Raw genomic sequence first — 13,418 nt, forward strand, 5'->3', positions numbered from 1 at the left:
TGACCAGGGCGCGCGAGTTCAAGGAGCGCATGAGCTCCCCCGCGCCGTTCGAGACCTGGCGCCGGCCCGAGCCGAACTGACCTCAGCCGGCCGGCACTCCTACCTCACCGGCGCCGTGCTGCCGGTCGACGGAGGCTGGACCGCCCACTGAAGGCGTCCGGCCGCTGTCTGATCCCACGAAGCCCGGGGTGCTCTTTGGTGTCCCGCACGATTCGGTCCCGCCGCACAGTGCCGTAGCGTCACCGTGACACTTGAGCATTCGGAGGGCCGGCACGTTGATCGCGATCAGGGAACTCCATGGGATCGCGGAGTTCGAGCAGGTCAGTGAGCTGTTCGACGGGATCTGGCACTTCGACCCGGACAGCCGGCCGATCACGGTCGAGCTGATGCGGGCGATGTCGCACGCGGGCAACTACGTGGCCGGCGCGTACGACGACGCGGGCCGCCTGGTGGGCGCCTCCGTCGGCTTCTTCGGGGCGGGCAACACGTTGCACTCCCACATCACCGGCGCGGCCGGCGGCCACGGCATCGGCTTCGAGCTGAAGCTGCACCAGCGCAGCTGGGCCCTGGAGCGCGGCATCGACCGCATCACCTGGACCTACGATCCGCTGGTGCGCAGGAACGCCCACTTCAACCTGGCCAAGCTGGGCGCCCGTCCCGAGGAGTACCTGCCGAGCTTCTACGGCGTCATGACCGACGCCATCAACCAGGGCAGCGACTCCGACCGCGTGCTGGCCTCCTGGTCGTTGTCGGCGCCGCACGTGGCGGCCCTCGTACGGGGCGAGCCCGGCCGGCGGCCCCTCCCGGCGGACGCCGCGATCGTGCTGGCCGACGAGGACGGACGGCCGGTGACGCGCGACAGCGACGCCACCACCCTGCTCGTGGCGCTGCCGGAGGACATCGAGGCGCTGCGCGTCACGGACCCTGGCGCCGCCAAGGCGTGGCGGCTGGCCGTCCGCGAGGTCCTGGGCGGCCTGCTCGTGGAAGGCGGCGTGGTGACCGCCTTCCACGACAAGGCGTTCTACGTGGTGGAGCGGCCCAGCCTGGGCACGGCCTCCAGCAGCGACCGGGTGTAGTCGTGGGCGGGGGCGCCGACCACTTCCTCGGTCGGCCCCAGCTCCACGATGCGCCCCTGGTGCAGCACCGCGACCACGTCGGAGACGTAGCGCACCACGGCCAGGTTGTGCGAGATGAACAACATCGACAGGCCCAGCTCGTCGCGGAGCCTGCGCACCAGGTTCAGCACCGAGCCCTGGACGGACACGTCCAGGGCACTGGTGATCTCGTCGGCGACCAGCAGGTCGGGCTCGGCGCCCAGCGCCCTGGCGATGGCCACGCGCTGACGCATGCCGCCTGACAGCTCGCGCGGGTAGCGCGTGGCCACCTCGGGCGGCAGGGAGACCAGCGACAGCAGCCTCTCGACCGAGCCCTTGCCGCAGCCCTCGGCGATGGACGCCCCGACCTTCATCCGGGGGTCGAGCGAGGCGTAGGGGTCCTGGAAGACCATCTGGACGCGGCTGGCGCCGGTGATGGTGCCGGTGTGCGGCACCAGGCCGCTCACCGCCCTGGCCACCGACGACTTGCCCGACCCCGACTCGCCGACCAGCCCGACGATGGACCCGCTCGGCACCTCCAGGGTGATGTCGTCGACGGCGGTGAACGAGCCGAACCGCACCGTCAGGTTCTCGATGATCATCAGACCTCCCAGCAGGCGACCTGGTGCGCCTTGCCGTACGACGTCAAAGGGGGACGCTCGCCGGCGCAGCGGGCCGTGGCGAGCTCGCAGCGGGCGGCGAAGGCGCAGCCGTCGCCCACGTCGGAAGGGGCGGGCTGACGGCCGGGGATGCTGGCCAGCGGCAGCGACCTGTCGGTGTCCATGTCGGGCAGCGAGTCGATGAGCGCCCGCGTGTAGGGGTGCGCGGCGCCGGTGGCCAGCAGTTCGACCGGGAGCTGCTCGACGACGCGGCCGGCGTACATGACGACGACCACGTCGCACAGCTCGCCGACGACGGCGATGTCGTGGGAGATGAACAACGCCGCCGCGCCGGTCTCGTCGGTGACCTCGCGCAGCAGCTTGAGTATCTGCCGCTGCACCGTCACGTCGAGCGCGGTGGTGGGCTCGTCGGCGATGAGCAGCCTGGGGGTGCCCATGAGGCCCATGGCGATGACGGCGCGCTGCCGCATGCCGCCGGACAGCTCGTGCGGGTGGCGGCGGGCCACCCGTTCGGGCGCGGGCAGGTGCACGTGGCCGAGCCGGTCGACGGCGCGCCGGTGGGCCTCGGCCTTGCCGGCGCCCTGGTGCACGATCGCGACCTCGGCCAGCTGGCCGCCGACCTTCAGCGCGGGGTTGAGCGAGGCCATCGGGTCCTGGAAGACCATGGCGAGCGCGGTTCCGAGTTCCTTGGGCGACATCTCGGAGATCTCCTGGCCGTCCAGCGCCAGCCTGCCCGCCGTCACCACGCCCGGGTACGGCACCAGCCCGCCGATCGCGGCGGCGGTGAGGCTCTTGCCGCTGCCCGACTCCCCGACCAGCCCGGCGATCTGCCCGGGCGCGACGGTCAGCGACACCCCGCGCACCGGCGTGACGCCGCCGGGGAAGGTCACCGTCAGGTCCTTGACCTCCAGCACCGCCTCGGGGTCCGGCTCGCCGGGGGCGGGCGGCGCGGCGGGCCTGGCCTCGCGCGTGTGCACGGCGGTGCGGGCGGCGGCCTTGGCCAGCGCGTCCCCCAGCAGGTTGAAGCCGATGCCGGCCAGCGCGACCGCCAGGGCGGGCCCCAGCGCCACCTCGGGCGTGACGTAGATGCGGCCGAACCCGTCGAACAGCAGCCGCCCCCAGTCGAAGGCGGGCGGCTGCACGCCGAGGCCCAGGAACGACATCCCGGCCAGGCCCAGCAGCGCGCCGCCGAGCGCCTGGGTGAGGTTGAGGATGAGCGGCTCGGCGATGTTGGGCAGCACGTGCCTGGTCAGGACGCGCATGCGCGGCACGCCGAGCATCCGGGCGGCCGCGACGTAGTCGGCGCCCGCGATGGTCGCGGCCAGCGTCTGGGTGAGCCGGGCGAAGCTCGGGGCGATGGCCACGCCGATGCCGAGCACCGCGCCCTTGGCCCCGAGCCCGGCGACCACCGCGGTGAACATGGCCAGCAGCAGGCCGGGGAAGGCGACGAGGGCGTTGACGGCGCCGGTGACGAAGCGGGCGCCGCGCGGCGGCAGCACCGAGGGCAGCGCGCCGAGCACGGTGCCGACGGCCGCGCCGAAGAGCGTGGCCGCCAGCGCGAGCAGGAGGGAGAACCGGCCCGCGACCAGGACCCTGGCCAGCAGGTCGCGGCCCAGGTTGTCGGTGCCGAGCGGATGGGCGGCCGAGGAGCCCTGCAGGATGGCGCCCGCGTCGATCTTCTCCGCCGCCGCGCCCCAGATCGGCGGGCCGACGACGGCCAGGACCACCATGAGCGTGACCAGCACGGCTCCGGCGACGGCGGCCGGGGTGCGCAAACGCATCAGTTTTCCTTGATCTTGGAGGTGGGGTCGAGCGCGCCCAGGATCAGATCGACGGCGAGGTTCACGACGAGCACGATCGCGCCGTAGACGAGGATGACGCCCTGGGCGACGGGATAGTCCTTCTGCGTGATCGACTCGACGATCTTCAGGCCGAGCCCCGGCCAGGCGAAGACGTACTCCACCAGCACGCTGCCGGCGATCAGCGAGGTGAGCAGCAGCCCGCCCACGGTGAGCGTCGCGGTCAGCGTGTTGGGCAGCACGTGCCGCAGGTGCAGGCGGGCGGCGGGCAACCGTTTCGACCGGGCCAGCCGCACGTAGTCGGTGCCGAGCTCGCGCAGGGTCTCCACCCGGGAGATGCGGGCGATCATCGCGACCGGGCCGATCGCCAGGGCGGCCACCGGCAGGACGTACGACATCGCCCCCTCCTTGCCGGCCGGCGGGAACAGGCCGAGCCCGATCGACAGGACCGCCACCAGCGCGATGGAGTACAGGAACTCCGGGACGGCTACGGCGGTGCCGGTGACCGAGCTGAAGGTGATCTCGGTGCCCCGGTTCCTGCCGTTCTCCGTGCGGATGGCCGCCCACATGCCGAGCGGCACGGCCAGCAGCAGCGCCACCACGGTGGCCAGCAGCGCCAGGCCCAGCGTGTTGGGCAGCCGGGCGGCGATGACCTCGCCGACCGGCTCGCCCGTCAGGAAAGAGGTGCCGAAGTCGCCGGTGAGGATGTGCCCGACGTAGGCGGCGAACTGCTCGGGCAGCGACTTGTCCAGCCCGAGCAACTGCTTGCGGGCGTTGACCAGCTCGACCGGCGCGGCCGGGCCGAGCGAGGCCCGCACCGGGTCGCCGGGGATGAGATGGATCATCGCGAACGACGCCACGAGCAGCACCGCCAGCGACACGACGAAGCGCACGAGGCGCCGTACAGTCACTCAGCCTCCCTGGGTGAGGCGGATCGTCGAGGGCAGGAACAGGCCGGCCACGGTCCGGAAGGTGGCGCCCTTGGTGGCGGTCAGCGAGTTCATCTCCACCACGGGCACCAGGTCGGCGGCGTCGAACAGGGCCGATTCCGACTTCTCCCACTTGGCGCAGCCCTCGGCGCCGGTCAGCTTGGCGGCCTCGGCGACCAGCCGCTCGTACTCGGCGTTCTTCAGGTGGGCGAAGTTGGCGCCCTTCGGGGCGGCGGGACCGGACAGGAAGCCGACCAGCTGCGAGGGCAGGGTGACGCCGATAGGCAGCCAGACGGCGTCCCAGTCCTGGGTGGCGTTGAGCGACTCCGACAGCTTGGTGTCGATGACGCCGTTGAGCTTCACGTCGACGCCGATCTTCTTCCACGCCGCCGCCATGTACTCGGCGGCGGCCACGATGCCGGGGCCCCTGGTGGTGCCGTACATGAGGCGCAGGGAGAGTTTCTTGCCGTCCTTCTCCCTGATGCCGTCGGCCCCGGCCTTCCAGCCGGCCGCGTCCAGGGCGGCGGTGGCGGCCGCCGTGTCGAAGGCCGGCACGTGACCGGTGACGGTGTCGCCCTGGCACGGGCGGGGCTGCGCCACGAGCCCGGTGGCCGGCTTGCCGGTGCCGCCCGAGGCGATGCCGCCCAGCTCCTTCATGTCGAGTGCCTGGGTCAGCGCCTTGCGGACGGCGGGATCGTGGCCGGGCCTGTCCTCGCCCTGGTGGAAGAAGTACTGGCCGTTGCCCTCCGACTCGATGATCTTGCCGAGGGCGGGGTTGGCCTCCAGGCGGGTGCGATCCGGGCCGAAGAAGGTGGCGGCGTTGAGCGAGCCGGCGATCAGCAGGTTGGCCGCCGTCTGCTCGTTCGGCACCACCTTGAGCACGAGCGTCTCGGGGATGTCCTTGGCGGTGCCCCCCTCGGGGCCCCAGGTGTACTCCCGGCGCGCCTTGAAGGTGTAGTGGTCGCCGGGCACGGCCTCGGTGAGCTGGTACGGGCCGGTCCCGGAGGTGCCGCGCGCGAGGAGCGAACGGTCCTTGACGGCCTTGCCGCAGACGATGAACAGCAACCGTGAGCTCTCCAGGATGAAGCTGAACGGCTCGGGCGTCGACAGGGTCACGGTGCCGGCGGCCTCGTCGGCCTCGGCCTTCATCCCGGCCGGTACGAGCACGCCGTAGATGGGCGACTTGGTGGCGGGGTCGGCGATGTGGTTGACGTTCTCGGCGACGTCGGACGGGGTGAGCTTGGAGCCGTCGGAGCAGGTGACGTCCTTGCGCAGGGTGAAGGTCACGCGGTCGGGCTTGACGTCCCACTTCTCGGCCAGGCCGGGGACCGTCTTGCCGTCCGCCGAGGTGGAGACCAGGGTGTCGTAGGCCACCGACAGGACCTTGTTGGTGACCGAGAGCACGCCCATGGCGGGGTCGAGCACCCCGGGGTCGGCGGTGACGGCGGCGGTGAACGTGCCGCTCGTGACAGGCTTGCCCGTACTGCCCGCCGTACCTCCGCCGCTGCCGCACGCGGCCGCTAGCAGGGCCAACGCGGTGAGCACCGCTGTCTTCTTCATGGCGACTCCAGGAGAGCGTGGGGTGGTGACCCACCTTCGTCCCTCGCGGCCCGACCTTCTTCGTCGCCCTTCACAAAAAGCGCGGACGACCTCGTGCTAGCGTCCGAAGATCCGCATCTGCAGCATCACGGTGAGTCGCGCGTCGGGGTCGGACAGGTCGAGCCCGCTGATCTCGGTGAGCCGCTTGAGCCGGTAGCGGAAGGTGTTGGCGTGCACGTGGACCTGCGCGCAGGCGGCGTTGACGTCGCCGAACGCGTCGAGATACGCCCGCAGGGTGGCCACCAGCTCGCTGCCGTGCTCGGCGTCGTGCGCCAGCAGCCGCTCGTACGGGCCGGTGGGCACCTGCTCCTCGGCGGCGACCACGTCGGAGACCTGGAGCAGCAGCGACTCGAAGTGCACGGCCGTGTAACCGGCGACCTGGCCGGCCAGGCCGCGGGCGCGCAGCACGCGCAGCGCCCGGTCGGCGTCGGCGCGGGCCCGCGCGACCTGGGAGAGGTTGGCGGCCAGCCGGCCGACCCCGATGTTGGCCGCGTGCCGCGGGCCGACCCTGGCCAGGAAGGACTCGGCGACGCGAACGGCCCGCGTCTCCTCGTCGCCGCCCGAGCTCAGCGGCAGGACGGCGTAGGCGACCGAGCCGATCATCGCGGCGGCCGCCTTGGGATGGATGGCGCCGACGTGCAGCGCCAGGGCGTCGCAGAAACGTTGCCGGTCGCTCTCGCCGCGCGCCGGGTCGGCCGCGTCGCCGTCGGCGAGCTGGGCGGCGAGCACGCACAGGCGCTCGGTGGCGATGCCGAGCCGGCCCGCGGCGTCGGCCGCGTCGGAACCGCCGGCCAGGACCGTGGACAGCAGGTCGGCGCGCAGCCGCCGCTGGGTGTCGGCGCCGGCGCGCTCGCGCAGCAGCTGCAGCGCGACGATCTTGGCCGCGTCTGCCAGGGCGCGTTCGCGCTGCGGGGTGAGCGGCTCGCGCACGGCGACCCAGATGGAGCCGAGGATCTCGTCGCCGATCCGGACGGCCACGGCCGCCCGGTTGATGCTGTCGCCGTCGAGCTCGATGTAGATCGGGTCGCGGCTCTGGTAGAGCTTCTTGAAGAAGCCGCGCTCGTCGAGCATGCGCTGGAAACGCTCGGGCACCTGGCGGCCGAGCACGGTCTCGACCCGGCCGGGGTCGGCTTCGTCCTGCCTGCCGGAGAAGGCCAGGACGCGGGTCGACCGGTCCTCGATGGTGACGGGCGCGTCGAGCAACGCGCAGACGGCGTTGGCCAGCGCGAACAGATCGCCCTGCGGCCCCTTCTCCGGCATGGCCAGGTCGCCCTCGGCCAGCAGCGAGCGCAGCAGCGCGGCGACCTGCGACCAGGACGCGGCCCTGGTCAGCCCGAGCACGGCGACGCCGGTCTCCAGGACCTTGCTGCGCACCTGCTCGTCGACGTCGACCGGCAGCTTGACGACGATGCCGCTGGCCTCGCGGGCGGCGTCGAGCAGGCCGCAGATGGCGGTGGCGCCCTGCACGCCGACGGCCAGCAGCAGCCCGCCCGGCGGCACGTACAGCTCGTCGAGCGGGTCGTAGATGTGCACCCCGGTGACCTCGGTGTCGAGATCACCGGGCGAGGCGGCCACGTCGAGGACCGTGCTGCCGAGATCGAACAGGATCCGCTCAAGGCTGGCACGCGGACGGCTGTTCATCCGCTCACGATAGTCGACGTAGACCGTCATCAGCCGCGCAGGTGCTCGACGGCGAGACGGGCGGCCTGGCCGATGGCGGCGTCCGCGGCCGGGATGCGGAAGGCCAGGTTGTCGCCGTGCAGGAACACCGCGACGGCGTACCGGCCGCCGTCGGGGTACTCCACGACGCCCGCCTCGTTGCGCACGCCCCACAGGGTGCCGGTCTTGGCCGACACCCGCACCTCGTCCGGGAAGCCCGAGGAGAGGCGGTGCGGCCAGATCTGCCTGCTCATGATGTCGCGCACCTCCGCGCACGCCTCGGCGGTGCCCGCCTCGTCGCGCCAGACCGAACCGAGCAGGGTGGTGATCTCGCGGGGCGTGCCCGCGGTGGTCCGTTCCGGATCGCGTACGGCCAGCGCCCTGATGCGCTCCTCGGGGATGCCGGCCACGTCGATGGTGCCCAGCTCCTCGACCACGGACTCGAACAGCGTCGCGCAGCCGCCGATCAGACGGGTGCGCCTGAGCCCGAGGCCCTCCAGCGTGGCGTTGACGCGGTCGAGGCCCACCCGGCGCAGCAGCACGTCGGTGGCCGCGTTGTCGCTCATCGACATCATGAAGTGGGCCAGGTCGCGCAGCGTCAGCGACACGTCGTCGGCGCAGCCCGAGGTGCCGATGCCGCCGTCCTTGTCCGCCGCGGTGACGGTGAGCCGTTCGGTGCGGTCCACCTCGCCCGCCGCGGCCTGCCTGGCGTACTCCAGCAGGATCGGCAGCTTGAACACCGAGGCCAGGACGACCGGGGCGTCCGGGTCGAGGCCGATCTCGGCCGCGCCGTCCACGTCGCGGGCGTGCACGAAGCCGCGCACGCCCGCCGCCGCGAAGACCCTCTGCGCGTCCCGCTCAAACACGCGGGACCGCCCGGCCGTTGTGCAGGTGCGTGGCGACCCCGTCCCGGACGACGAACGTGACGGTGTCGTGCCTGCCCTCCTCGGGCTGCTCGGCGATGAAGGTGTCCTCGGCGAGGTGGACGTACCTGGCGGTGGTGCCCTGCTGGCCCATGCTGGCCATGAACGCGCCGGGGATCAGGGTGACCTCGACGCCGCCGCCCGCCGCCGAGACCTCGTAGGCCAGCTGCGGCCCCTCGTACCGGCCGGTGTACGGCGCGGGGTCCACGGCGCGCGGCTGCTCCGGCGGGGCGGGCAGGTCGGGCACCGCCAGCCCGCCCTCCCTGAGCAGCGGCAGCAGCAGGTCGTTCATGACGCCGATGAAGTTGCCGCCGTTCAGGCTCATCGCGATCGCGTACGAGCCGTCGTCGGCCACCCGCCAGAACGTGCTCTGGCCCGGGGTGCCGCCGTCGTGGCCGTAGGCGCCCCAGGTGAACAGCTCGAAGCCGAGCCCCCAGTTGGCGGCCATCAGGCCGGGCACGCCCGGCACCGCGACCTGCGGGGTGCGCATCGCGGCGACGCTCTCCGCCGACAGCACCCGGGTGCCGTCCTCGGCCAGGCCGTCCGCGGCGAACATGCGGCCGAACCGCACCAGCTCGCGCGGGGCCAGGCACATGGTGGCCCCGGCGGGCGCGTTGGAGCGGGGCATCTGCCACTGGGGGCAGACGTCGTTGCCCGGCCCGATGTGCCCGGCCGACGCGCGGAACAGCACGGCCTCCTCGGCCAGCAGGGCCGCGTGGGTGGCGCCGAGCGGCTTCAGCAGGTGGTCCCGCATGGCCTGTTCCCAGGTCGTGCCGCGCAGCCTGGCCACGATGGCGCCGAGCACGCAGTAGCCGGCGTTGCAGTACGAGAACAGCTCGCCCGGCTCGTGCACCTTGCCCGCGCCGTGCAGGTAGGCCACGAACTTCTCGAGGCTGTCGTCGCCGCGCCCGGTGTCCTCGAACAGGTCGCCGTCGAAGCCGCCGGTGTGCGTCAGGAGCTGCCTGACGGTGATCACGGCGTCGTAGGACAGGGCGAACTCGGGCAGGTAGTGCCCGACCTCCTCGTCCAGGTCGAGCAGGCCCTCCTCGGCCAGCTGCATGATCAGGGCGGCCGTCCACACCTTGGTGGTCGAGCCGACCTGGAAGACGCTGTCGGTGGTGGTCTCGACGCCGGTGTTGCGGTTGACCACGCCCGTGGCCGCCTCATGCAACTGGCCGCCGGTCCACACGGCGATGGCCGCGCCCGGCACGTCGTGCGCCGCGGCCGCTTCGTCGAGGCGTTTCTGCAGGTCCATGCGGTCTCCTCAGGCGATCTTGGGGGTGGCGCGGACGCCGAGGTGGAAGTAGGGCGAGCCGTCGTCGAGCTGGTAGAACACGCCCGAGACCCAGTCGGGGTCGCCCTCGCGGCGGCCGACGAAGGTGACGTCGTCGACGGCGACGAGGTCGAGGTCGAACGGCTCCTGCAGGGCGGCGAGCGCGCCCGTCGCCTCGACGCGCAACCTGAGCGCGCCGTCGTGCACGCTGGCGGTCATGCGCGCGCCGACCCGCTCGTAGACGCCGGCGTACCGCTCGACGTCCACCTGCACGGGGGTCTCCGGCGGGCCGAGCACCGGCGGCACGGCCAGGCCGTCGAGCTCGGCGAACAGCTCGGTGGCCACGGCGTGGGTGAGGGCGCCGCTGTGGCCGCCGTTGGTGGTCACGCACACGACGGTGCCGGTGTCGGGCACGACCCAGAGCATGGCGTGCTGGCCGATGGTGTTGCCGCCGTGCGAGATGACGCGGTGGCCGGACCACTCGTCGAGGATCCAGCCGATGCCCCACTGCCTGCCCAGGGTGTGCGGGTTGGGGATGTCGACCTGCGGCTCCCACATCGCCCGCGGGTCGTCCAGCACGCCGCCCTCCAGGTGGGCGCGGCCGAAGGCGACCACGTCACGCGGACGGGCGCAGATGAGGCCGGCCGGGCCGCACGAGCGCATGAGGCCCCACACCGGGGCCGCCTTGCCGTCCTCGACGTGGCCGTGCGCGGCGCGGAAGCGCAGCACGTCCTCCGGCAGCGTCCAGGTGTGGGTCAGGCCGAGCGGCTCGCAGATCTTCTCGCGCAGCACCTCGTCCCAGGTCTTGCCCTCCAGCACCTCCAGGATGCGCCCGGCGATGACGAAGCCGGAGTTGCAGTAGGACTGGGTGGCGCCGAGCGGGTGGTTCTGCGCCAGGTCGGCGCAGGCCTCGACGTACTTCTCGATGCAGTCGTCGCCGCGGCCGGTGTCGAGGAACAGGTCGCCGTCGATGCCGCTGGTGTGCGACAGCAGGTGCCGGACCGTGACGGTCTTGGTCACCTCGGCGTCGGCGACCCGGAAGCCGGGCAGCAGCTCGGCGACCGGGGTGTCCAGGGTCAGCCGGCCGCGCTCGACCTGCTGCATGAGCAGGGTCGCGGTCCAGACCTTGGAGACCGAGCCGATCTGGAACAGGGAGTCGGGGGTCGCCTCCACGCCGGTGTCGACGTTGAGCACGCCCGCGGCGAACTCGTGCAGCTCCCCGTTGTGCAGGTAGGCGAGCGCCGCGCCCGGGACCTCGTACTTCTCGATCAGTTCGGCGAGACGCTGACCCATTGATCCAGCCACGCGAGGATCCTTTCGTTGTAGTCGAAGCGGTGTGAAGGCCGTCCGTTGAGGATGAACAGGTGTGAACCACCGGGATACCGGACCAGGCGGACCGGCACCCGGCGCTCGCGCAGCGCCTCGAACCACTGCTCGGCCTGGCCGATCGGGCAGCGGTCGTCCGACCCGCCGTGCAGGATCAGCGTCGGGGTGACGACGTCGCCGGCGTAGGTGATCGGCGACTGCTCGACGAATTCGTCCCTGACCTCGTGCTTGGCCAGGAAGTAGCCGAGGTCGGCGGTGCCGGCCATGCTGCGCAGGTCGACCACGACCCCGCCGGGGACGGCGGCGGCGAACCGCCCGGTCCTGCCGGTGAGCCAGCAGGTCATGTAGCCGCCGTAGCTGTAGCCGGTGACCGCCAGCCGGGCGGGGTCGGCGACGCCCTCCTCGACCAGGACGTCGAGCGGGGTGAGGAAGTCGTCCTCGTCCGAGATGCCCCAGGCGCCGAGCCCGGCGTTGTAGAACGCCTCGCCGTACCCGTCGCTGGCCCGGGGGTTCACCAGCAGCACGGTCCAGCCCTGGGCGGCGAGCGCCTGGTGGTAGAGGTGCACGCCGTCGAAGACGGGCGCCCAGGCGTTGTGCGGGCCGCCGTGGATGTCCAGCAGCAGCGGGCCCGGCTCGGTCAGCGTCTCGTCGCGCAGCACGAACGCTTCGACCGGCGTGCCGTCGGGGGCGGTGAAGGTGCGGCTGCGCGCCTGGAACAGCTCGACGCCCTCGGGGGCGTGGTCGGTGAGGGCCTCGCCGTCGAGGTAGACGTCACCGGAGCTGCGCGGCGTGGCGGCGACGTAGGCCACCCGTCCGGCGGCGACGCTGACGCCGGCCACGTTCCGGTCTTCGTCCACGATGCGCTCGGCGACGCCGCCGGGCGTCAGCCGGTACAGGTGGGTGAATCCGCGGTCGCGGACGCAGAACAGCAGGTCGTCGCCGTTCATCGTGGGCGTCGCCCCCGGGTAGCCGGGCGCGCCGATCATCACGTTGCGGTCGAGGCCGATCTCGATCTCGGCGAAGTCATCCCCTTCCAGGGCGAACAGGCGGGTGTGGCCCTCGGGCACTCCACGGTAACCGGCCACGATCCAGCGGCCGCCCAGCCACCAGACGCCGGCGCAGATCACGCCGTCGCCGCCCGCGCGTTCGAGCGCGCCGTCCTGCTTGGGCTCGACCAGGTAGAGGCCGCCGCAGATGTCCAGGTCGCGGTCGGGGTCCAGGCCGGCGGTGAAGGCCAGCAGGTCGCCGTCCGGGGCCCAGGCGGGCGCGCCGGCGTGGAAGTCGCCCGAGGTCACCTGGGCCGAGGCGCCGTCCTCGACGTCGACGACGAACAGGTGCGTGGTCAGGCCGCACAGCAGCCCGGCGCCGTCGGCCTTGTACTCCAGCGTGTCGATGACGATCGGCGCGTTCGGGTCCACCTCGCCGGACGGCCCGGCGTAGGCGATGCGGGTGCCGTCGGGCGACCAGACGGGCACGCCGGCGCCCAGCGGCGCCGAGGTGAGGACGCGCGGCTCGCCGCCGTCCATGGGCAGCAGATGGATCTGCGGCGGCCCGCCGGCCGGGCGCAGGAAGGCGAGGGTGCGGCCGTCGGGCGACCAGCGGGGGGCCGCGCCGGTCGCCAGCCTGCGCGGGGCGGCGCCCGGGGTGGCCAGCCAGATCTCGGTCACGTTGGCGTCGGACTCGCGGTCCGCGGTCGTCAGGGTGTAGGCGACGGCGGAGCCGTCCGGACGCAGCTGTGGATCACCGGGTACGGCCAGGCCGTACAGGTCGTCGAGGGAGAGGCGGCGCATGACCGAACGCTAGGCCAGGTCGTCGCCGTCCTCTTCATCGTGGACGACGAATAGCGTGTGAGACCTTGTGCCCGGGGCCAAAGCGCCCGGGCCGCCGGTTCGTGCGGGGCCTTCTACCGGGTCGCGGCGCTCTCCCGCTCGGCCCGCTGCCTGATCAGCTCCTCGACCGCGCTCGGCAGGGTCGTCTCGAAGTCGATCAGCTTCACCCACGTCGGGGTGACGATGATCCGGACCATGCCGTCGTAGAGCGAGCGGACCTCGGCCTCCCACTCGACCCGCTGCTCGGCCGTCATCTCGTACGAGCCGTTGATCTGGAGGAACTCCTCCGGGATGCCGTCCACGACGTCCAGTTCGGCGCGGCCGCGGATCAGCAGGATCTTGGGCGGGTGCACCTCGGTGTCGATCG

Annotated in this window: 10 protein-coding genes and 1 pseudogene; 1 reads left to right on the top strand and 10 read right to left on the bottom strand. The window is 72.6% G+C overall.

Annotation, left to right across the window (positions count from 1 at the left end; translation table 11 throughout):
* Positions 1 to 251: 251 nt before the first annotated feature.
* Positions 252 to 1,076 (top strand): GNAT family N-acetyltransferase, encoded by an 825-nt coding sequence (locus ACWCSD_RS34055; RefSeq protein WP_397157108.1) that lies wholly within the window; start codon positions 252 to 254, stop codon positions 1,074 to 1,076.
* On the opposite strand, the gene ACWCSD_RS34060 is transcribed toward ACWCSD_RS34055, so the two are convergent.
* The 10 genes and pseudogenes from ACWCSD_RS34060 to ACWCSD_RS34105 all read right to left on the bottom strand — a co-directional run.
* Positions 1,022 to 1,696, bottom strand: a complete 675-nt coding sequence (locus ACWCSD_RS34060) for an ABC transporter ATP-binding protein (RefSeq protein WP_352362680.1) — start codon at positions 1,694 to 1,696, stop codon at positions 1,022 to 1,024. The two genes, ACWCSD_RS34055 and ACWCSD_RS34060, sit on opposite strands and share 55 nt — an antisense overlap.
* A complete protein-coding gene (locus tag ACWCSD_RS34065) occupies positions 1,696 to 3,495 on the bottom strand; it encodes a dipeptide/oligopeptide/nickel ABC transporter permease/ATP-binding protein (protein ID WP_449921088.1) in 1,800 nt (599 codons plus the stop codon). The genes ACWCSD_RS34060 and ACWCSD_RS34065 overlap by 1 nt, the downstream gene beginning before the upstream one ends.
* A complete protein-coding gene (locus tag ACWCSD_RS34070; RefSeq protein ID WP_397157112.1) occupies positions 3,495 to 4,424 on the bottom strand; it encodes an ABC transporter permease in 930 nt (309 codons plus the stop codon). The genes ACWCSD_RS34065 and ACWCSD_RS34070 overlap by 1 nt, the downstream gene beginning before the upstream one ends.
* Positions 4,425 to 6,002, bottom strand: coding sequence for an ABC transporter substrate-binding protein (locus ACWCSD_RS34075; protein WP_449921091.1), 1,578 nt, complete (start codon positions 6,000 to 6,002; stop codon positions 4,425 to 4,427).
* Positions 6,003 to 6,098: 96 nt separating this feature from the next.
* Positions 6,099 to 7,682, bottom strand: coding sequence for a PucR family transcriptional regulator (locus tag ACWCSD_RS34080; RefSeq protein ID WP_358287157.1), 1,584 nt, complete (start codon positions 7,680 to 7,682; stop codon positions 6,099 to 6,101).
* 29 nt (positions 7,683 to 7,711) lie between these two features.
* On the bottom strand, positions 7,712 to 8,566 hold the full coding sequence (locus ACWCSD_RS34085) for a serine hydrolase (RefSeq protein ID WP_397157116.1): 855 nt from the start codon (positions 8,564 to 8,566) through the stop codon (positions 7,712 to 7,714).
* Positions 8,559 to 9,878, bottom strand: a complete 1,320-nt coding sequence (locus tag ACWCSD_RS34090) for a serine hydrolase domain-containing protein (RefSeq protein WP_397157118.1) — start codon at positions 9,876 to 9,878, stop codon at positions 8,559 to 8,561. Before ACWCSD_RS34090 ends, ACWCSD_RS34085 begins: the two co-directional genes overlap by 8 nt.
* Positions 9,879 to 9,887: 9 nt before the next feature.
* Complete coding sequence (locus ACWCSD_RS34095; protein ID WP_449921096.1) at positions 9,888 to 11,201, bottom strand: serine hydrolase domain-containing protein; 1,314 nt, start codon at positions 11,199 to 11,201, stop codon at positions 9,888 to 9,890.
* Positions 11,165 to 13,012: a S9 family peptidase gene (locus ACWCSD_RS34100; RefSeq protein WP_397157122.1), complete on the bottom strand. Its 1,848-nt coding sequence runs from the start codon at positions 13,010 to 13,012 to the stop codon at positions 11,165 to 11,167. Before ACWCSD_RS34100 ends, ACWCSD_RS34095 begins: the two co-directional genes overlap by 37 nt.
* Positions 13,013 to 13,125: 113 nt before the next feature.
* Positions 13,126 to 13,418, bottom strand: a pseudogene (locus ACWCSD_RS34105) (pyridoxamine 5'-phosphate oxidase family protein); the annotation flags it as partial.

The sequence above is a fragment of the Nonomuraea sp. NPDC001684 genome, from assembly GCF_053596515.1.